This window comes from Paraburkholderia madseniana, assembly GCF_009690905.1.
GTDB lineage: Bacteria > Pseudomonadota > Gammaproteobacteria > Burkholderiales > Burkholderiaceae > Paraburkholderia > Paraburkholderia madseniana.
This window is the reverse complement of record NZ_VOSW01000003.1, coordinates 59233-79901: the sequence shown is the minus strand read 5'-3', so window position 1 is coordinate 79901 and position 20669 is coordinate 59233. Positions and strand designations below refer to the sequence as shown.

Genomic DNA, 20669 nt, shown 5'->3' with positions numbered 1-20669 from the left:
AAGATCTTTTCCGTGACTCGCTCACTGCTCCTGAACCTGAAAAAGTCATGATCGAATTAGGCCGCTTTCAGATCGATCTCGAGATGCGCATGCTGCAGCTGAACGGCGAAACCGTTCAGCTCGGGTCCCGCGCTTTCGACATCCTTGCCGCCGTGGCTTCCGCCGATGGTCGTCTCGTCACGAAAGACGAGTTGATGAATATCGTCTGGCCGGACACCATCGTCGAAGAAAACAACATTCAGGTCCATCTGTCCGCACTGCGCAAAGTACTCGGTCAGGACCGGGATCTGATTCTCACCGTGCCCGGGCGCGGGTATCAGCTTCGCCAGCGCCGGAGAAACGCCCTGTCCGACGAAGCCGGCGTACGGGCATCCGGCATACGGGCATCCGGCTCGCAGGCGTTGCGTGCTAGCCGTCTGCCGCCGCCTAAATCCCGCCTGCTGGGGCGCGACCTCGCGGTCAGGCAAATCCGTGCGCTGCTGGAACAGACACCTGTGTTGACGCTGGTGGGCGCCGGCGGCATTGGCAAAACGACCGTCGCTGTCGAAGCAGCACACCATAGCTCGGCGGACTTTGAGGAGCCCGTCTGTTTTGTCGAACTGGCCCAGTTGACCACCGAGGAGGCCGTGCTCCGCGCCATCGTGGAGCGCTGCGGGCTGTCCGTGCCCGATCCGCGAGTCGATGTCGAGCAGGTGGTGGCGGCTCTGGCCCGGCAGCGCAGACTGCTTGTACTCGATAACGCGGAGCATGTGATCGGCATCATGGCGCACATCGTCGAAGCACTGGTTGCCGGCAACGATGCGCTCCGGGTGCTCGTCACGAGCAGAGAACCGCTGCGCATCATGCCCGAGACGGTGTTTCGGGTTGAACCACTGGATGTGCCGCCGCCTCACTCCACCGATGCGGACATCCTGCGGTGTTCGGCGGTAAATCTGTTTCTGCGGCACGCCAATTCATTGCAAGGGAAAGTGGGCAGCGACAGCACGGAACTCCAGCTCGTCGGCGAGATTTGCCGTCGGCTTGACGGCATTCCGCTGGCGATCGAGCTCGCGGCGGCGCGCGTCGTCGCGCTCGGCGTGGAAGGCGTGCATCGCCGGCTGGACGATCGCATGGCGATTCTGGCGGGCGGCTACCGGACCGCGCTGCCGCGCCATCAGACCCTGCGGGCAACGTTCGACTGGAGCTTCGCGATACTCGATCAGAACGCCCGGTCGCTGTTCCGGCGTCTCGCGGTATTCGGCGACGCCTTTACGTTCGAGGCGATGTGCGCGGTCGTGTGCGATGAGGCGTACACGGTGGCGAACGCGATCGGCAGCATTGGCGAGCTGGTCGCAAAATCGCTTGTCGGCGTTGAATTCGAAGGTCCAGTGGCGAGGTACCGCCTGTCCGAATCGACCCGTGCGTATGCGATGGCGAAGCTCCAGGCGGAGGGCGAGCAGGACGACATCGCCGCGCGACATGCGCGCTATCTTCCTGCTACGCGGCAGTCGGCAGCGTGAAAACAAAAATCGTCCCGCGGGGGTAGCCGGGACCGGCGGTCAGCGTCCCGCCATGCGCTTCAATGATGGATTTGCAGATGGCAAGTCCCATGCCCATGCCGGTTTTCTTTGTCGTAAAGAAGGCGTCGAAAATACGCGCCCCGATCTCCTCGCTGATCCCGCTGCCATTGTCCTGCACGGACACGACCACCGATCCCCGATCGCCGACGCGGGATGTGATGCTCAGCAAGCGCTGCTTCGCGTCGAGATGACTCATCGCATCCGCGGCGTTCATGACGAGATTGAACAGAACCTGCTGCAATTGCACCCGGTCGGCCATCACTGAGCGGCCAGCCGCCAGATCGAGGCGCACGGCGAGACTGCGCTGCTCGACTTCCGCGGCCGCGAGTTCGAACACTTCACGAACCACACCGTCGACCAGGGTGGGAACGAAGCTCGGCTTCGCTTCCTTCGCCAGAGACTGCAACGCCCGGATGATGTCGCCGGCTCGTTTGCCGTCTTTCACGATATCGCGCAAGCCTCCTAGCGCTTCCGGAATGTCCGGTACGGGACGGTTGAGCCAGCGTACCCCCGCGCTCGCATTCGACACGATCGACGCCAGCGGCTGATTGATTTCGTGTGCGATGGAAGCAGCCAGCTCGCCCATCGTGGTCGCCCGCGACGCTTTCGCCAGCTCGATCTTGGCGTTCTGCAACGCCAGTTCGGTCGTGTGCCGATCCGTGAAATCCGTGACGACGCCAACAAAGTTGCTGACACCCGACGGCTCGCCAAGCACCTCGAGATATTTGACGGCGCCGTCTGGCGTCACGATCCGATACTTCTGCCGGAACGGCGTGCGGTTGTGCGCGGCTCGCGTGACAGCCTCCTGGTAGAGGCCGACGTCTTCCGGATGAATCCGTTCGAGGACCGCCTGGGTGCTCGGGCTCCCCGCCTCGATCGGCAGGCCGAACACGTTATAAAGCTCTTTCGACCAGTAGCGCTCGCCCGTCAACGTGTTCCAGATATAGCTTCCCGAACGACTGATCCGTTGCCCAAGAGCGAGCGCCTCCTCACTCATGCGCAACGCCATTTCCGTTTCCTGGCGCCGCTTGTTTTCCTCCACGAGTTCGGCGTACAGACGGGCTGTTTCAAGTGAAATAGCGGCTTGCGAGGCCAGCATTTCCAGGACCGACGTGCGGCTCGCCGTGAACACGCCCGCGGTCAGGTTGTTCTCCAGATAGAGCACGCCAACGACGTTACCCTGTTTGACCAGCGGCAAACAGCACACGGAACGAACGGAACGGTTCGACAAGGAAACGTCGAATGAGAACCGCGGATCGCCTTGCGCGTCTTCCACAACGACCGGCTTGCGGGTGCGCAATGCCGTGTGCAACACCGAAGCCGGCACCTCCTCACGCGTCAACGTGTATTCACCCAGCTTCACCTGAACGCCACCTGGCTCGTCCCGCCCAATCGCCTCGACGACCGGCACGTTACCCTTCAACAGGATCAGCATCCCGCTTTGCGCACCGGCGTGAACGATGGCGAGCGAGACGAGTGTGTGGATGAGCTTGTCCAGTACGATTTCCTCGGACAGCGCCTGCGACGACTTCAATGCGGACACGAGGTCGAACTGCTGCTGCGCATCGGGGATTTCGACCGAAGGCCGCGATGTCACCAGCCGTTCGAGCGAAAGCTCGGCAGGAGGCTGGGCGCGTTCGAGCTGCCTGACTTTGGCCAGCGCGCCCCAACGCGTATAACTATCGATCGCGCGACGGCTGTGATGGCGTGCCGCGCTGAACAGACCGTTCGCCTCGGAGCATCCCGACGCGAGTTCGTGAGCCAGCGCGTTGCCGTGGTTGAAGCCGTTTTCCGAGGCCGCCTCGGCAGCCTGCTCGTACAACGACAGCGCCACGAGCGGCGAGCCGCCGAGCCGCGCCACTTCAGCCTCGACTAACAGGAGCTTGTCCCTGAACGTGGACGGATTGAGCTGAGCCCAATTGCGCAGCTTCGCCAGATGCGGCTCGATTGCAGCCACTGCGGCGCCCGCTTCCTCGCCACCGGACAGCTTCGCTAGAGTCAGCGCCGTGTAGAAGTGATAGTCCAGCAGATGAATGTGCGCGGGGGTCGCCCACTTCAGTTCGCCGGCTTCGGTGAGGCAATACCGCGCGTTCTGATAGTCGCCGTGAAAATAACAGGAGACACCCTTCAGCAGCCAGATCCAGAAGCGCAGCGTCGCCATCTGGGTATTGAGCACGCCGGCATCGAAGCTCATTTTGCCGTCCACCACGACGCCGAAATTGCCCGGCAGCCCAGGACCGCCCGTCAAACTGTGGACGAAGCGCTTCTGCAGTTCGAGGATCCCTTCAACGTCCTTGAAACGCACACGTCTTGCGAATGACAGCCCAAGGTCGATTTCCTTGTCGACCTGCTCCAGTGGCGCCCCAAGAATCAGCAGGTCCGACACGATGTGATTGCACGCGTAGCAGCTCATCGTCAGATCGCCGCTCGGGCCAGCCGACTCGAATGCGGCGCGTGCGCATTCCAGCACATACGAAAGGGGTTGGGTCCAGACCGCGACCTGATCGAGCGCAACCAGCGTGCTGGTGGCCACCGCGTGATAGCCGCGCTCCTCAACCAGCGTTCTTGCCAGGCGGGAGAATTCGAACCCTTGTGCGTACTCGCCGAAAAATTCCGCGACGTACACACCGAACCACGCGAGGCAATGCGCCGAGGCCGCGGTGATACCGTGGTCAATGGTCAGCTGCACCATATGGCACAGGTTGAGAAAGCCAAGCCTTTCGTTCACGAACGATGAGGGCGCGTAGATACTCACCAGCAGATTCAATTCTGATTCGATTGCCGCGTTGCGCAAAGGCGGCAGATCGGCGATCGAGGCGAGGGTTCGCCCTCCAAGCGATTGATTGAGCCGGCGGTAAGCCGCCTCGACATCCGCGGCTTCCGGATAACGCGGCAGATACGTACCGAACAGCTTGATCCCTTCGAGGGCGGTATCGACAGCCGCTTCATAGTCCGACAGATGCTGCTGCATGTCGGCTTTCAGCTTGTACACCGACGCGCGCGCAATGACCGACAGGTTCTGGTCCAGCAGTTTTTCGATCTGGGTGCCGGCGGCCTCGAAATTCGCATCCAGAATGTGGCATTGCACCCGCAGAATACCGATCTCGTAGCCGAGCGATTGCGAATAGTCTTCTCCACTGGCGTCGAGCAGTGTCTGCCCGACGTCCAGGTAGTTCAGCGCGGACTGGATAGCAATCGCTTCTTTGGCGTGACGGGCGGCCTGCAGACAGATTCTGCTGAAGACCGTCGTCTCGTGCGCGTCCAGTTCGCACAATGCCCCGGCTGCCTGAGCGCGTTCGATATGGTGAGCAATGTCGAACGCCGGCCTCTGCAAGTCGCCGATGTCGAAATCTTCCAGCAGGATGCGCGCGATCCTGGCATGTTCGGCACCGCGCTCCTCCTCGACAATCAGCGCGTATGCTGCCTCCTGGACCCGGTCGTGCGCAAAGGCGAATCCCGTCCGGTCCGACACCGTCAGACCCGCCTCTACCGCGGGATGCAGGCGGCGCTCCAATTCCACGCCGCCGTCAGGATCGATCCGCGCCAGGGTCGCCCTGTCGAGGCGCCGCCCCATTGACGCCAGCAGCCTGAGGACGGTCTGCGCCTCTGCGGGCAGCCTCGTCAAACGCGCAACCATCAGGTCAACGACGTTATCGGAGGACTCGTATTCGCCAATCCGATCGATATCCCATGTCCAGCGGCCGGCCATGCCGTCGTAACAGATCAACTGGTTGTCGGCCAGAGCGAGCAGCAGTTGTTTAATGAAAAAAGGATTGCCGCCCGTCTTCTCCTGAACGACCGCCGCCAACGGATAAACGTGCGCGGAGCCGCAATGCAGCGCGTCTGCCAGCAAGGCCGCGACATTCGCGGTATCGAGCGGCGTCACGTCGATCGTGGAGATGCGTGCGCTTGCACTCGGCAACGAATTCAGGAAAGCCTTGAACCTGGGCGACCGATCGACTTCATTGACGCGATATGCGCAGATCAGCAGCACATGCCGGTCCTCGACCGTCGTCAGGAAACTGGCGATGAAATTCAAGGTTGCATCGTCGAACCAGTGAACGTCGTCGAAAAAAAGGATCAGCGGGTGCGCCTCGGTCGCGAAGACGGACAGCAGCCGGGTGATCAGCGCCTGGAAACGGAGCTGCGCTTCCACGGGCGGCAAGTCCGGCACCTCCGGCTGCACGCCAAGCACCAGTTCCAGTTCGGGGATGTAACTGACGAGAAGTTTGCCTTGCGTGCCGACAGCTTCGCGCAGCACGTCCCGCCAGTTGTCCAGCTCGCCATCGCTCTCGCCCAGAATACGCTGGAACAGCGAGCGTATCGCCTGCATCAGCGGCGCGTACGGCGCGTTCTGGCCGTACTGCTCGAACTTTCCCGAGGCGAACAGCGTGGCTGTCTGCGCGGTCGCGCGGTGCACGCTGCGCACGAGTTCGGATTTGCCCGCACCCGAGTATCCGGACACGAAAATCAGTTCCGCCATCGCCTGCCGCGCGTTGCGCCCGAACGCATCGAGCAGCGTATTGTATTCATACGCGCGGCCAAACAGACGATGCGTGACGGCGAGGTTTCTGACGTTGTCCTCCGCGGCGGGTTCGAACGGAACGATATGCTGCATCTCGTTCCAGTCAGCGAGACAACGGCGCAAATCGGCCTCGAGACTCGAGGCGCTTTGATAGCGTTCCGCGGGGTTTTTGGCCAGCAGTTTCAGGACGATCGAGCCCAGCACAGCGGGAAAGGATCGACGGTGTTGCCGCGGGTTGGCGGGCTGACGCGCCACGTGGTTATAGACCCATTCGACCGCATCCGCCGCCTCGAAGGGCAATTGCCCGGTGAGCAGCTCATATAACGTTACGCCGAGCGAGTACAGATCGCTTCGCTCGTCGGCATGCCCTTCCGCCCGCCGGGCCTGCTCCGGCGACATATAGGCCAGCGTGCCGTACAAGGTGTCTGGTGATTCGGTCAGCGGATCGCCGACAAGGCTGAAAGCGTCGCGAAAACCCAACAACCGGATCGTGCCATCACTGCATTCCAGCAGATTGGACGGCTTGAGGTCGCGATGCAGGACACCGCGTGCGTGCGCGAGACGCAGCGCGCGCGCGGCGCCGACCGCAATGCGCAGGAAACGGCCGACCGCAATCAGCCCGTTGGCGGGTGGCAGAACCAGCGTGCCGCCGTTGTCTTCGTACACCAACACCGGCCCCCGCGACAGCCGCACGAGTGCGACCGGCCGCACGGCCCATGTCGACTCGAGCTTGTCGGCCGGTGCGAATTCCTGCTGCAAGCGCCGCGATACCGCGTCCGAGGGCAGATCGGTCGGCACCGCGATCAGCCACGACCGCGCGCCTTCCTGCCACCTCGCGCGATAACGCACGATGTTTCCGTCGACCATTAGTGCCTCGAGCGCAAGCCGGTCAAACCACGCCTGGTCAAAATGCACGCTTACACCAGAGTCCGGCGACGATCCACGAACGCCCTCGACGATTGCCGCTGTACTCAATTCTTCTCTCCCGTCCATCCGATCGCCAGCAGTATCCCATCCAGCAGCGCCTTCCGGCGAGAAGGACGTCCCTACGCGGCGGCGGCCGTCAACTGGCTCAGGTACGCATGGATCTGACTGACCACGGCCGCGCCGTCGCCTACGGCCGCGGCCACCCGTTTCGCTGACTCCGAACGGACGTCGCCGACTGCAAACATGCCCGGTATGCTGGTTTCGAGCGGATACCGCTTGCCTGCTTCAGACAGCCCATGCTCACTGCGGGCGAAACCCGTGACGACAAACCCTCTGTTGTCGAGTTCCACGCCGCTCGATTCGAGCCAATCGGTTTCCGGGTCCGCGCCGACAAAGAGAAACAGATGACGCGTCTCGATCACTTCGTCCGCATCCTCGTCTTCACGCCGGATATGAAGGTGAGTGAGTCCGGCTTCGTCGCCATCGAGCGAACGCAGCGTGCAGTGCGTGCACAGTGTGACGTTAGGCAAGGAGCCGATCCGGTCGATCAGGTATTTCGACATGCTGGCCTCGAGGTCCTTGCCACGAATCAGCACGCGAACGCTACGCGCGAAATTGGCGAGAAACACGATCGCCTGGCCGGCGGAGTTGCCCGCGCCTATCAACACGATGTCTTGCCCTTTCACCAGCTTGGCTTCGATTGTCGACGCCCAGTAGTACGTGCCGCGTCCGTCGAAACGATCAAAGCCGTTCACCGTCGGCTTCCGATAGGCGGCGCCGCTCGCGACCACGACCGTGCGGGCGCTGATGCGCTGCCCGTCGAGCAGCGAGAGCAGAAAGACGCCTTCATGGCGGCTCACATCTGTGACCTTGCCCGGGATCGCCAGATGCGCGCCGAACTTCAGCGCCTGCTGGAACGCCCGCGCGGCCAGTGCCTGGCCCGAAATACCGGTGGGAAAACCCAGATAGTTCTCGATCCGCGAGCTGGCGCCAGCCTGGCCGCCAGGCGCGCGCTGATCGAATACGGCAACTGACAAGCCTTCCGTGGCGGCATACACGGACGCCGCCAGTCCGGCAGGCCCGGCACCGACGATCGCGACGTCATAGACGTGCGATTGCTCGAAGGTCGGCACGAGTCCAAGGCACGATGCGAGCTGGACTTCGTCGGGCGCGCGCAGCACGTTGCCGTTCGGGCAGAAGACGAGCGGAAAGTCGTCGGGGCCGGTAGTCATGCCGCCCAGCAGCGTGATCGCCTCGGGATCGCTACGCGCGTCGATCACCATCGCAGGGTACGCATTGCGACGCAGAAAACTTTGCAGCCCCATCAGCTTCGAGCAATCGCCATCACCCACGATGATCGGCCCGAGCCCCTGCTCGATCAGTCCGAGCCGCCGCAGGATCAGGGCGCGCATGATGTGTTCGCCAAGTTGTGCATCGGCCACGATCAACGCGCGCAACCTCTCCGGCTCGATCACGAGCGTCTCGACATCGGTCAGTGCGACGCCGTCGATCAATGCCGGTTTGCCGGAGAGCTGCGCCATCTCGGCCATGAAGTGTCCGTCTTCATGTTCCGTCACGAGCGTCGAGCGGCCGAAACTGTCACGCGAATAGATTCTCACGCGCCCACGCAGCAACACGAACAGGCCGAGTGCAACGTGCCCCGTTTCGAAGATCAGTGCGCCGGCCTTGAACGACATCGGCCGGGCGAAACGCCGCAAACTTTGAATCTCTGCGGCTGACAGGCGGGGAAACATCTGGTGCCGACGGTACTCCAGCGAGGAGTTCGGTGTATCGAGTTCCGACAGTGTCGTCGCGTCGGCGGATAAATCGGGAGTGCTCATAACATGACCTCATCTGGCACGGTTGGCAAATAGCGCTTCTACCAGCCGAATTTGAGTTCCGCGCCTACGTAGTCGGAATTGCGGGCGCCCAGTTCGCGCAGCGACGGTCCGACCTGAAAATGCACGGCCTCGAGCGCCGCGGCGAGATTCGCGGCGACGGCCCAGTCAGCGCGAACCTGCGTATAGAACCCCGTCCAGCTACTGCCGTGTCCCGCCGTGCCCGGCACGACTGCCGAGCCTTGCTGGTAGACCGCGTCAGCGGTGGTCTCGCGCCATTGCAACCCCACGCCGGCCAGCAGTGTCAGCTTGCTGTTCGGTTTAAGGACGAGCGACGGCTTGACGTGAACCAGGTTCGAGTAGCCGGTATAGCCGGCCAGCGAGAAGTAGTAACCGTTCGGGAACAGCGGATTGAACGTACCGAGGCGGCCGTCCCCGGGATGGCTGTCGCCCGATGCGGCGTCGACCTGGATGCCGACCCGGGGTGTCCATGGCACGGCCGTCAGCGTGTAGCCGGCGAGCGAGCCCACCGCCCACGCGCCGATCGTCTTGCTGCCGACATGCCCCGACTGATACATCCCTTCGACGTCCCAGTCGATATGGTTGACGTTGCCGGAATAGCGCGCATCGAATACGTCGCGATGTTCGTCGCCCACAGCGTCGAGAAAGTGCGCGTTGCTGCGGTTGTAGCGGGAATAGTACGCGGACAGGTCGCCCGGTCCGACGTTTTTGTGCTCCACGCGCACGCCGCTGAATGTCAGATCGCGATTCGAGACATCGTCGAAATCCGAATTGTCGCGATACTGAACCGGCTGCGTCGCGTAGGCGATCCAGCGCCACGGACCGGTTTCATAGTCGGCCCAGAGCGCGTCGAATGCCTGACGCACGTTCGGGCCGTCGCGAACCGAGACGAAACGCTGCAAGTCGAACGCCATTTCCTGCCGGCCGACGCGAAACTTGAAGGTGCCGGGCCCAAGCGGTTCGGTAATCGCGACAAACGCCTGGCGCAAATCCAGCGGATTCTTGTCGACCGGCGTGACGTTATCCTTGCCGTAGGGGCGCGCGTCTTCGAACTGTGTGAAGATCTGCACGTGGGGGCCGAGGTGGACATCCGCATGAACGTCCAGACGTTGCAGCAAATACGTGTCGTCATGCCCCGAGCCGAGACCGAACAGCGGCGCGTCGTTCATCTCCAGGCGCTCCCGAAGCACCACGCCGAGCGAGATGTACGCGTCGGGATTGCCGAACAGCGGAATGTACTTCAGCGAATCGAACGGCCGTCTCGGCACACAAGGATTCGCCAATACCCCCCAGTTTTCCTGCCAGCGGTTGAACATGATTGCCGGCCGCGCACACGACGCACTCGCGGGAGCAGCAGTCACGGCGGGATTGGTCGTGGCGGTATCGTCAGCCCCGCCGAGCGCGGTGTCCGCCGCTGAAGCCGGCAGCGCGGCCGCAAGACCCGTGCTGATCAGCAAGGCACGGGCCGCGCGCAATGCGAAAACACGCGGCGCGCGCCTGCGCGCCTTCAGTGCTCTCAACGGCTTCGTGACGTTTGCTTCACTTGCCATCGTGAACTTCAGCAATGTACCGGCCCGGGAACTCGAGCATCGCGGTCGTACCCGTTGCGCTGTGGTACGGCGGGTAAAGCACCTTCGCGCCGGCCGCTTGGGCGCGCTCGATCGTCTGGGCGACATCGTCCACGGTATAACCGGTCGTTTCGGTCCCGAACGGGACCGGCAGCTTGCCGTCCGTGACGAATACGACCATATGGCCGAATCCCGAGCTGATTCGAATCACACGGATCGTCTCACCCGGCCGGCCGATCACCCCGGCGTCCGCACGCGGGTTGTCCGACACCACCTTGCCATGCGAGAAGTGCAGCCACCGGCGAACGAAGTTGTCCGCTTCATAGCGCGACACGTACACACGGTTGTCCGGCACGCTCTGCAACGGCGCATAGTTCGGCGCCTTGGTGTGCCAATAGAGCTGCATCGTGACGCCGCCCGGCCATTGAATGATCGCGTCCTTGCCGATTGGATCGTCGAACGTATCGACGACGACGTCGGCACCGGCCGAACGCGCGGCTTTCACCGCCTTATCGATATCGGTGACCAGATATCCGGTTCGTTCATTGCCGAACGGATACGGAATCGCCGTTTCGAAGCCGAACACCGAGAGCATGCCGACCGGCGTTTGCACATACTGCGACGCGGTCTTGCTCGGCGTGGGCGTTACCGTGAAAACCGCACGTGGGGATGCCTTGCCGCCGAATGTCGCGAGAAAGCTATTGACGAACGCGTCGAGATCGGCCGAAGCCACGTACACGTGAGTCGTGTCGTACTGCGCGCCGACCGATACGTCGGGCTGTCTCGCGGCGACTGCGGCTTTTCCGTTCGATACCTCCGGCGGCCCGGCATCGGCAAACGCGGATACGGATGCAACCGATGTCAATCCAATCAGTATCGCCGCGCAGAGAGACGCGAGTGAACGGGGCTGATGAAACGACTTGAACATAGTGTTATCCAAAGGTGTTAGCAATGTTTGAATGGTCTGTGCCTGTCACGTCAGCCGCCCTGCTTCGTCGCGCCCGGCGCCACCGTCTTTTTCGCGTCGGCGTCCTTCACCGGCCCAGTAACCTGAACCGCCGTCGTCTGCACAAAGAACTGCGCTTTGACAACCGGGATGGCGTGCTCGCCAAACACAATGCCGAGCAGCCCGGCCAGCGCAATCAGCGGCGGTGCCGGAGACTGCACCTTGAGTAGCCAATAGAGCAACCCGATGCCGAAGCCGACTCCCAGAGAAATGATGTAGCCCATGCTATTCGTCCTTTTCGGAAACACCCTTCAATTCAACCAGTCCGATCCCAGCACCAGCCCGCAGAAATTCAAGCGGCGATAGTTCGGATCCCACCGGTCCAGTACATCGGCATTCACCGTTCCGAATGTCGTCTCCGGACGATGCTCCATGCCACGCGCATAGGCTTCGATGATCTTCTTCTTGAAACCTGATTCGCGCGGATAGGCCTGCACGATTTCATCGCGCTGTTGTACGGTGAATTCGTCGTGGCCGGCGCCCCGAACATCCATTTGCACACCGGCGCTGACGAGCGCAACCAGCGGCGACATATGTTCCGGAATGCCCGGTGTCGTGTGCAATGCGATCGCCGCCCATACTTCGTCGATCAGACAGTCGACAACGACGTGCTGCCGCAGAAAATCGCGCGCGGCGTTCGCGCCGTCCACCTCGAACCGGTAGGGCGAACGCTGATACTTCACATTCAGACCGACGTTGTGAAACATCGCAGCGACATAAAGCAGTTCCGCATCGAACGTCAGGTTCTCGCGATATCCTGTCAGCGCACCGAACAGAAATGCTCTTAGCGAGTGATGAAACATCAACTCCGACTCTGTACCCCGGATCTGATCGGTCGCCGCCTGAGCCATTACGCCATCGGGAATCTCAATGCCGGCAATGGTCTTCTTCATCTCAACTCCTCCGTGTCGCCTTTGCCCCTGGTGTGCCTCTATACGCATGCCAGACCGGTACCACAGCCAGGCGACGTTCAGGACGGTCGACGTCCAGGGAGCGCCAGTGCATTGCAGCGTATCGAATTAAATTCATAAAGACTTTGGCAAATCCTTAAAAACACTTAATCGGCGCAGTACGCCTGCGAATCCACTCAAAGCGACAGTTCATGAATGCGCCGCACGCCGTCACGAATCCATTGCAGAAAGCCGCCCGGGCTCTGCTCCGCACTACCCGGCGATGCAAGGACCATTTCCTCGGTTGCATGGTGTTCCGACAACAACCGGCACATTTCCTTCACCACCTCCGGGCGCTGCGCGAGGACCGGCGTCAACGCGCTTTTGTCCAGCCGGAACACGGTGGCGCGGGTCAGCGCACGCACGACAACAGCGGTCCGGACGCCAGCGAGAACGCCGGACTGGCCGATCGAATCACCCGGCGCGAGCCTTCGCAGTTCAACCTCGCCGCCGTCCTTCGGCACGATCACTTTCGCAACGCCCTGCGCCAGAATATGGAGTTCATGGCCGTCCACATCCGCCGCGGCATAGATGATGTCGTCGGCATCGAACTCATGTTTCGTCAATTGCGCTGCCAGATGCGATATCTCGTCACCTTCCAGCGTCTGGAAGATCAACACGTTGCCCAGCAAGCGATGTTTCTCGTCCGCTGCGTCGAGAATGGGCTCGGGGACCGACAGCGGCCGCAATACGACGCCGCGCGAGAGCAGATGTCGATGCGCGAGATCGAACAGCTCATTGCGCACGCCGATCTTTTTGCTCAAGGCGTCGACGTAGCAGACAATCTCGTACTCGATCGCATCGTTCGTGGCGCGGCGCACGCTGACAAGCGGTTTGGGATCGATCAGCACGTCCCCGGAACTGGCGGCAGCATTGGCGAGCGCCTCCAGCACGAGCGCGGGCCGGATCGACGGCTTGACCGGCAGCACGATGCTGATGCCGTGCGTATGCGACGGTTCATTGGCGTTGACGATATTGGTGCGTGCGGCCACGCTGTTCGGGATCACGACGATATTGCCCTGACCGTTCAGCAGGCTCGTCGCACGCCAGTTGCTTTCGACCACTTTGCCTTCCACGTCGCCGATCGTCACCCAATCGCCAATCTGAAACGGCTCCGTTGCGTTCAGGACGACGCCTGAAAACACATCGTTGAGCGTGCTCTGGATCGCGAGGCCGAGCACGACCGCGAGCGCGCCGGACGTGGCGAGCAGCCCTTTTACCGGTAGTTGCAGCACGAACGCGATCGCCCCCACCGCGGCGGCCATGAACACCAGCGCACCGAGCACGTCCTGAAACAGGCGCTCCCTGTGCCACGTCTCGGGCAACACCACGCGATCGAGCACGATGATCACGAGGCGAGCACCTTGCAGCCACCACACCACCTCCAGCACCTGCGCAAGCAGATGGCGCAGCGGTTCGTCCGGCCAGGGCGCCGCGCGTAGCGGATTCATCCCCGAACGGAACAGCACGTAGGTCGACAGCCCGAACATGAGCGCACGCAAGGCGAGGCGCCCCCGGTCGCTCTTACGGTCCATGAAGCGCCAGGCGAGGAAATCGAGGACCAGAATGCCCAGGCCAAACAACACACCGTCGATCAGGGTCGGCATCGTGGTCCTCGCTCGCGTGGTGGCACGAACCCGTGGCGATCAGAATGCGAAACAGCTACATCCCAAGGCGCCCCAGAAACCGTTCGAGTCGCTGACCGGCACGTTTTTACGCCACGCCCAGCCGTGGGCGTGGGCATGCACGCCGCACAGATTCACGCAGCCATCCACACAAGCCACCGCTGTCGGCTTGTAACGGCTGTAGCCGCCGAATTCCGCCACAGGCGACCACGACGGACTGACCGGAAGATCGGGCGGTCCGAGCGGCGCGAATTCATCGTCGGCGTACACGACCTTGCCACCCACCACCGTCATCGCCGAGGTCAGGAACTTGATGCGGCTTTCGTCGACAGTGAAGTAGTCTTCGCTAAGTACCGCGAAGTCCGCGAACTGACCGGGCACAAGCGCGCCTTTGCGGTCGTCCTCGCTCGAGAACCAGGCACTGCCTACCGTGTAGCGGCGCAACGCTTCCATCCGGTCCAGACGGTTCTCGCTGGAATACATGGCCGTGCCGCCGACCGTTTTACCCGACACCATCCAGTAAAGCGATACGAACGGGTTGAAGCTCGCGACGCGCGTGGCGTCCGTACCCGCACCAACGGGCAATCCGGCATCGAGCATATGGCGAATCGGCGGGGTGCGCTTGACGGCTTCTTCACCATATCGCTGGATGAAGTACTCGCCTTGAAAGGCCATCCGATGCTGAATCGCGATGCCGCCGCCGAGTGCTCGCACCCGCTCGATGTTCTTCTGCGTGATGGTCTCGCAATGGTCGAAGAACCAGCGCAGCCCGTTGAACGGGATCTCGGCGTTCACCCGCTCGAATACATTCAGGAAGCGCTCGATCGATTCGTTGTACGTGGCGTGAAGGCGGAACGGCCAGCGGTTCGCCACCAGCAGTTTGACGACCGCTTCCAGTTCGTCTTCCAGCGTATCCGGCAGATCCGGGCGTGGCTCGAGAAAATCTTCGAAGTCCGCTGCCGAGAACACCAGCATTTCACCGGCGCCATTGACGCGCAGGAAATCGTCGCCGTCGCCGGGTTTGGTCATCTTCACCCACTTCGCGAAATCTTCGATTTCCTTCTTGGCATTCTGCGTGAAGAGGTTGTATGCGATCCGCACACTCAGTTCGTTGCGCTTCGCGAGATCCATGATGACCGCGTAGTCATCCGGATAGGCCTGGTAGCCGCCACCCGCGTCGATCGCGCTCGTCACGCCGAGGCGATTCAGTTCGCGCATGAAATGCAGCGTGGAATTGCGCTGGTCTTCCGGAGCGAGCTTCGGCCCTTTGGCGAGCGTCGCGTACAGGAGGCCGGCGTTCGGCCGTGCGATCAGCATGCCGGTCGGGTTGCCGCGCTTATCGCGCTGGATCTCGCCGCCGGGGGGATTAGGTGTGTCTTTGGTGTAACCGACCGCGCGCAGCGCCGCTGCATTCAGGAGCGCGCTGTCGTACAGATGCAGAATAAATACCGGCGTGTCCGGCGCGATCGCATTGACTTCTTCGAGTGTCGGCCCGCGGCCCTCGGCGAACTGGAATTCATTCCAGCCGCCCACCACGCGCACCCATTGCGGTGCCGGCGTGCGCGCCACCTGCTTCTTCAGCATGTCGAGCGCGTCCGCGAGCGACGGCACGCCGTCCCACCGCAACTCCATGTTGAAGTTCAATCCGCCTCGAATGATGTGCAGGTGGGAATCGTTCAGACCGGGGATGACCGTGCGCCCCTTGAGGTCAACCTGCCGCGTCGCGTCGTTCACGTGACGCATCACGACATCACGAGACCCCGCAGCGATGATACGGCCGTTCGCGACGGCAAGCGCATCGGCGAATGAACGCTTGTCGTCCTGCGTAGCGATCTTGCCGTTAAAGAAGACAACTTCGGCCGGCGTCGGCACGGAAGTATTGGAAGTCATGGCGATCCTCATAGGGAGCGCTCCGCTTCTCACGCGCGGAGCTATTCATGGGAAGCGGGCGCTCGGCGACTGCTTACTTCTTTGCAGGCACAGGTGCCAGAACCTCGTGCGACCCCGCCGCGCGCTGGGGAGCCTTGTGCACCATGGTGTAGGCATAGTCAACGCCCATCCCGTACGCACCCGAATGCTCTTTGGCAATCGCCATGACGTCGTTGTAAGTCTCTTTGTGCGCCCAATCGCGTTGCCATTCGAGCAGCACCTGTTGCCAGGTCATCGGAACCACGCCGGCCTGGATCATGCGCTGCATCGCGTAGTCATGCGCGTCCTTCGACGTGCCGCCCGATGCGTCGGCGACCATATAGATTTCGTAGTCGCCTTCGGCCATGGCGCATAGCGCAAACGTGTTGTTGCAAACCTCGGTCCACAAACCTGCCACCACTACCTTTTTCCGGCCATTGGCAGCCAGCGAGTCACGAACCTTCTGGTCGTCCCACGAATTCATGGATGAACGTTCGAGCACTTTGTGGCCCGGAAACACGTCCAGCAGCTCGGGGTACGTGTATCCCGAGAAACTTTCGGATTCCACTGTCGTAATAGTGGTAGGAATGTTGAACACCCGCGCTGCCTTCGCGAGTCCTACTACGTTGTTCTTAAGTACCTGACGGTCAATGGACTGAACCCCAAAGGCCATTTGCGGCTGTTGGTCGATGAAGATGATCTGCGAATTTGCAGGCGTCAGAACTTCGAGTTTCGGATTTGCCATGGCTTTGTACGTCCTAAATAATTTGTGAACACGGGAAGACATGTCGCACTCGCTTCAAGTGCGAGAAAAACTGAAATCCATTCTATCGACGGCTTTCTAAAGAATCCTTCCCGAGAACCTTAATAGTTCTTAAAAAAGACTTTCAACAAGGGAAGCCCGGCTAATCCCGCCCCGGCCCTCGCCGCCGCCCGCTCAGAACATTTCACATTTTCTGCAGGACTTTATGTGCGCGGCATTCCTACACTTCAATCACCCGTAGTCGTGAACGCACGTTGCACCTATCGACACAATCAAATGGGTTCTCCATGAAAGAAGCACTTACCGCAGCAGCGCATCGCGCGGCGCCGTTCAGCCTTCGGGTGAGGTATGAAGCCGGGCTTCCAGAAACTGAAGAAGCGAGCGCACTTTGCTGGAGTGACGGCGATTGGGCAGATAGGCGGCATAGACGACTGCATCACCTTGATGAGGGCTCGCATCGAAAGTCTCGAGGAGGCGCATCAGGCGCCCCGCGCGAATCTCGGCGCCGACCAGCCATTCGGGCAGCAAGGCGACGCCGCGCCCCGCCATCACCGCCTCAAGCAGGAGGTCGAGACTGTTCGACAACAGATGGCCGCGCACCTCGACGCGCTGTTCGACGCTGTCCCGCCGGAAGGTCCAGACCTGGCGGGTGCGGTAGCCGCCGCCGTACGCGACACGAAGGCACTCGTGAGCTTCGAGCGCTTGCGGTGTCTGAGGCGTGCCGCTGCGCTCCAGGTAGTCGTGGCTTGCCACGACGTAGCGCAGATTGTTCGCCAGCCTTCTGACGATCACGTTGGCGTCACGATCGGGCAGCCCGATCCGGATCGCGACGTCGATCCGGTCGAGCGCGAGATCGACAAAGTGATCGGCCACGACGACGTCGAGAAACACGCGCGGATTCTCGGAAAGGAATGCCGCCAGATGCGGCGCAAGCCGCAAGCGGCTGTAAGTGGACGGTACCGAAATTCTGAGCGAACCGACCGGCAACGCGCCACTGTCGAAGACGCTCTCGTCCGCTTCGGCCAGATCGTCGAGCACCTTGCCGACCTGCTCGACGTACGCAATGCCGGCGTCCGTGAGGCTGACCTTTCTGGGTGTGCGGGTCAGCAGCGCGGTGCCCAGGGAGACCTCCAGCGAGTCCATCAGACGCGTAACAGACGACGTGGCCACCCCGAGACGTTGTGCAGCCTTTGAAAAGCCGCCGGCGTCGGCCACTTCCAGCAACGTATTCAGGGCGAGGAGTTTGTCCATGCTTGGCCTTATCGACGGTTTGGTTGCGAATAACGCAACGCCAGGTTGCATTTTAGACACATTCTACAAATTCAACGCAACGCATAAGCTGCATTCATTACCTAGTGAGGGGTGCAACATGCGAGCCATTCAGGTCGAGTTCAACTACGACGTCACTTGTCCGTGGCGTTCCGCAGAGCAAAGGAACGCAGCATGAGATCGCTTGAGAAACCCCGCGCGGTCGTGATCGGCGGTTCGCTCGGTGGGCTGCTCGCGGCCACCACCTTGCGGGCGGCCGGCTGGCAGGTCGACGTGTTCGAAACATCGCCAAACGAGCTGGAAAGCCGCGGCGGCGGCGTCGTGCTTCAGCCGGATGTGCTGGATGCGCTCCATTTTGCCCGCGTTCCATTGCCGAACCCGCCTGGCGTGGCGTCGGGCGAGCGCATCTATCTGGACCGCGAAGACAACATCGTCGAACGACCGCACATGCCGCAGATGCAGACGTCATGGAGCCTGCTGTACCGCGCCATGAAAAATGCGCTACCTGCGGCGGCCGTGCACGCAGGCGAGACCTTTGTCGACTTCCGCATGGAAGGCGAGCAGATCGTCGCGCAGTTCGAGAGCGGCCGCAGCGAGCAGGCGGATTTGCTGATCGGCGCCGACGGCATACGTTCCACCCTCAGGCAGCGCCTGCTGCCCGATATCCTGCCAGCCTACGCGGGCTACGTGGCATGGCGCGGACTCGTCGACGAACCCGATCTGCCGCGGCGCGCAGCGGACATGCTGCGTGACCGGTTCACGTTTCAGGACGGCGGTGGGCACTCCGCTCTCGCCTATCTGATTCCGGGCGAGGGCGATTCGACCACAGTCGGAGCGCGCCGCTGGAACTGGGTGTGGTACCGCAAATACAGCCGCGAAAAACTCGACGAGCTACTGGTCGACCGCCACGGCGTTGCGCGCGCGTTCTCCTTGCCGCCGGGCACGACCAAAAGCGCGGACATCGCACAACTGCGGGACGACGCACGCGCGCTGCTCGCGCCGACCTTTCGCGCCCTCGCCGACGCGACCGATGATCCGTTCATGCAACCCATCGTCGACCTGCGCTCGCCGAAGATGGTGTTCGGCCGGGCGATCCTGCTCGGCGACGCCGCATCCGTTCCGCGTCCACACACGGCGGGCAGCACCGCGAAGGCCGCGGCCAATGCCCATTCTTTGGCGCTTGCGTTGTCATCGACATGGCACAGCGGCGCAACGATCGACACCGCCCTCAAACGTTGGGAGAACCAACAGTTGCAACGCGGCAGGCTGATGACCGATCTGGGTATTTCGCTGGGCAACCGGTTAATGAACATCGCCCGCTGATATCCGGATTTTCCAGTTCTTCTACTTCAAGGAGTTGTCATGTCAACCCAGGCATCCACCACGGCGGGCGGCACAGGCCACGTCAAAATGACGCGTAGTCTGATCGCGTTGTTCGCGTTCTGTTGCGGCGCTATCGTCGCGAACCTGTACTACGCACAACCGATCACCGAACTGATCGCACCGGACATTCACATGTCCGGCAATACAGCCAGCATGATCGTTTCACTCACGCAGATCGGCTACGCATTCGGCCTGTTCTTTCTGGTGCCGCTCGGCGACCTGCTGGAGAACCGCAAGCTGATGATCACCACCGCGCTAGTCTCGATTGTGAGTCTCGGTGCCGCGGCTTTCGCTCATCAACCCGGCTGGTTCCTCGCGATCTCGCTGCTGGTTGGATTCAGCTCAGTGGCCGTACAGATTCTGATCCCGCTCGCCGCGCATCTCGCGCCGGACGAGTCGCGCGGCAAGGTGGTCGGCACCATCATGAGCGGCCTCTTGCTCGGCATTCTGCTGTCTCGTCCGATCTCGAGCCTGGTGGCCGGGCACTTCGGCTGGCGCGCGGTGTTCGGTTCCGCGGCGGTGCTGATGGCGATCGTCACCACCGTGCTGGCGCTGACTATTCCGCCGCGCCAACCGGACCACAAGGCCACCTACTTCGAACTGATCGGCTCGCTCGGCCACCTGGTCCGCACGATGCCGGTTCTGCGTCACCGCTCGTTCTACCAGGGGCTGATGTTCGCTTCGTTCAGTCTCTTCTGGACCGCGATCCCGGTGGAGTTGACGCGGCATTACGGACTCTCGCAAACCGCGATCGCCGTCTTCGCGCTGGTCGGTGCGATCGGCGCAACCTCGGCGCCGGTGGCCGGACATCTGGCCGATGCGGGTCACACAGTGCGCGCGACGCTGATAGCACTCGTGGTGGGCGCCCTTGCTTACATGCCCGCACTGATCCATCCGGCGTGGGGTGTGTTCGGACTCGTCGCGACCGGCATCATCCTCGATTTCGCCGTGCAGATGAACATGGTGCTCGGCCAACGCGAAATCTATGCGTTGCATGCGGCGAGCAGAAACCGCTTGAACGCGCTGTATATGACCAGCATCTTCGTCGGCGGTGCTTTCGGTTCGGCGCTCGCCAGCCCGCTCTACGAACACGGTGGCTGGCCGCTGGTCGCCGGCGCAGCCACGGCCTTCCCGCTCATCGCACTGGCGCACTACCTCGCGATCGGCCGTCCGCACGCCGCCAGCATCGCTTGACTGCCTCTTTCCGCAGACAACCGGACGGCGCGCGGTGCGCGCGTGGTCCGCGCGTGGTCCGGTTAACAAGATTTCAGCCTAGCTTCAGGAAATTCCGCGACGTTGGCGATACGCTGATCAACATCAGTCACGC

At 62.0% G+C, this 20669-nt stretch carries 12 protein-coding genes and 1 pseudogene; 3 read left to right on the top strand and 10 right to left on the bottom strand.

Features of this window, described 5'->3' with window-relative positions:
* Nucleotides 1-47: 47 nt before the first annotated feature.
* A pseudogene (locus FSO04_RS02735) lies at nucleotides 48-1472 on the top strand (winged helix-turn-helix domain-containing protein); the annotation flags it as partial.
* 4 nt (nucleotides 1473-1476) lie between these two features.
* Here FSO04_RS02735 and FSO04_RS02730 read toward each other — a convergent pair.
* The 10 genes from FSO04_RS02730 to FSO04_RS02685 form a co-directional block, all read right to left on the bottom strand.
* Complete coding sequence (locus FSO04_RS02730; RefSeq protein WP_166618139.1) at nucleotides 1477-7059, bottom strand: ATP-binding sensor histidine kinase; 5583 nt, start codon at nucleotides 7057-7059, stop codon at nucleotides 1477-1479.
* A 71-nt stretch (nucleotides 7060-7130) separates the two neighbouring features.
* Nucleotides 7131-8852 (bottom strand): FAD-dependent oxidoreductase, encoded by a 1722-nt coding sequence (locus tag FSO04_RS02725; RefSeq protein WP_154558231.1) that lies wholly within the window; start codon nucleotides 8850-8852, stop codon nucleotides 7131-7133.
* A 38-nt stretch (nucleotides 8853-8890) separates the two neighbouring features.
* A complete protein-coding gene (locus FSO04_RS02720) occupies nucleotides 8891-10420 on the bottom strand; it encodes an alginate export family protein (protein WP_154558230.1) in 1530 nt (509 codons plus the stop codon).
* A complete protein-coding gene (locus FSO04_RS02715) occupies nucleotides 10410-11366 on the bottom strand; it encodes a VOC family protein (RefSeq protein ID WP_154558229.1) in 957 nt (318 codons plus the stop codon). The genes FSO04_RS02720 and FSO04_RS02715 overlap by 11 nt, the downstream gene beginning before the upstream one ends.
* A gap of 50 nt (nucleotides 11367-11416) precedes the next feature.
* A complete protein-coding gene (locus FSO04_RS02710) occupies nucleotides 11417-11668 on the bottom strand; it encodes a DUF1427 family protein (RefSeq protein ID WP_154558228.1) in 252 nt (83 codons plus the stop codon).
* Nucleotides 11669-11695: 27 nt separating this feature from the next.
* Entirely contained in the window at nucleotides 11696-12337 is a 642-nt protein-coding gene (locus tag FSO04_RS02705) for an HD domain-containing protein (protein ID WP_154558227.1), read from the bottom strand.
* A 194-nt stretch (nucleotides 12338-12531) separates the two neighbouring features.
* Entirely contained in the window at nucleotides 12532-14001 is a 1470-nt protein-coding gene (locus FSO04_RS02700; RefSeq protein WP_154558226.1) for a mechanosensitive ion channel family protein, read from the bottom strand.
* Nucleotides 14002-14040: 39 nt separating this feature from the next.
* Complete coding sequence (locus FSO04_RS02695; RefSeq protein ID WP_154558225.1) at nucleotides 14041-15909, bottom strand: amidohydrolase; 1869 nt, start codon at nucleotides 15907-15909, stop codon at nucleotides 14041-14043.
* Between the two features lie 73 nt (nucleotides 15910-15982).
* Entirely contained in the window at nucleotides 15983-16672 is a 690-nt protein-coding gene (locus tag FSO04_RS02690; RefSeq protein WP_154558224.1) for a hydrolase, read from the bottom strand.
* Between the two features lie 348 nt (nucleotides 16673-17020).
* Nucleotides 17021-17941, bottom strand: coding sequence for a LysR family transcriptional regulator (locus FSO04_RS02685; RefSeq protein ID WP_154558223.1), 921 nt, complete (start codon nucleotides 17939-17941; stop codon nucleotides 17021-17023).
* 192 nt (nucleotides 17942-18133) lie between these two features.
* On the opposite strand from FSO04_RS02685, the gene FSO04_RS02680 reads away from it, so the two are divergent.
* Together FSO04_RS02680 and FSO04_RS02675 are read left to right on the top strand one after the other, a co-directional pair.
* Nucleotides 18134-19282 carry an FAD binding domain-containing protein gene (locus FSO04_RS02680; protein ID WP_154558222.1) on the top strand — a complete coding sequence of 383 codons (1149 nt, stop codon included), beginning with the start codon at nucleotides 18134-18136 and terminating at the stop codon, nucleotides 19280-19282.
* Between the two features lie 39 nt (nucleotides 19283-19321).
* A complete protein-coding gene (locus FSO04_RS02675; protein WP_154558221.1) occupies nucleotides 19322-20536 on the top strand; it encodes an MFS transporter in 1215 nt (404 codons plus the stop codon).
* The last annotated feature ends 133 nt before the right edge of the window (nucleotides 20537-20669 follow it).

Excerpts from the sequence above, each read along its gene's own strand:
- FSO04_RS02725 (WP_154558231.1), bottom strand. The coding sequence starts at position 8,852 with ATGAGCACTCCCGATTTATCCGCCGACGCGACGACACTGTCGGAACTC.
- FSO04_RS02720 (WP_154558230.1), bottom strand. The coding sequence starts at position 10,420 with ATGGCAAGTGAAGCAAACGTCACGAAGCCGTTGAGAGCACTGAAGGCG.
- FSO04_RS02715 (WP_154558229.1), bottom strand. The coding sequence starts at position 11,366 with ATGTTCAAGTCGTTTCATCAGCCCCGTTCACTCGCGTCTCTCTGCGCG.
- FSO04_RS02710 (WP_154558228.1), bottom strand. The coding sequence starts at position 11,668 with ATGGGCTACATCATTTCTCTGGGAGTCGGCTTCGGCATCGGGTTGCTC.
- FSO04_RS02705 (WP_154558227.1), bottom strand. The coding sequence starts at position 12,337 with ATGAAGAAGACCATTGCCGGCATTGAGATTCCCGATGGCGTAATGGCT.
- FSO04_RS02700 (WP_154558226.1), bottom strand. The coding sequence starts at position 14,001 with ATGCCGACCCTGATCGACGGTGTGTTGTTTGGCCTGGGCATTCTGGTC.
- FSO04_RS02695 (WP_154558225.1), bottom strand. The coding sequence starts at position 15,909 with ATGACTTCCAATACTTCCGTGCCGACGCCGGCCGAAGTTGTCTTCTTT.
- FSO04_RS02690 (WP_154558224.1), bottom strand. The coding sequence starts at position 16,672 with ATGGCAAATCCGAAACTCGAAGTTCTGACGCCTGCAAATTCGCAGATC.
- FSO04_RS02685 (WP_154558223.1), bottom strand. The coding sequence starts at position 17,941 with ATGGACAAACTCCTCGCCCTGAATACGTTGCTGGAAGTGGCCGACGCC.
- FSO04_RS02680 (WP_154558222.1), top strand. The coding sequence starts at position 18,134 with ATGAGATCGCTTGAGAAACCCCGCGCGGTCGTGATCGGCGGTTCGCTC.
- FSO04_RS02675 (WP_154558221.1), top strand. The coding sequence starts at position 19,322 with ATGTCAACCCAGGCATCCACCACGGCGGGCGGCACAGGCCACGTCAAA.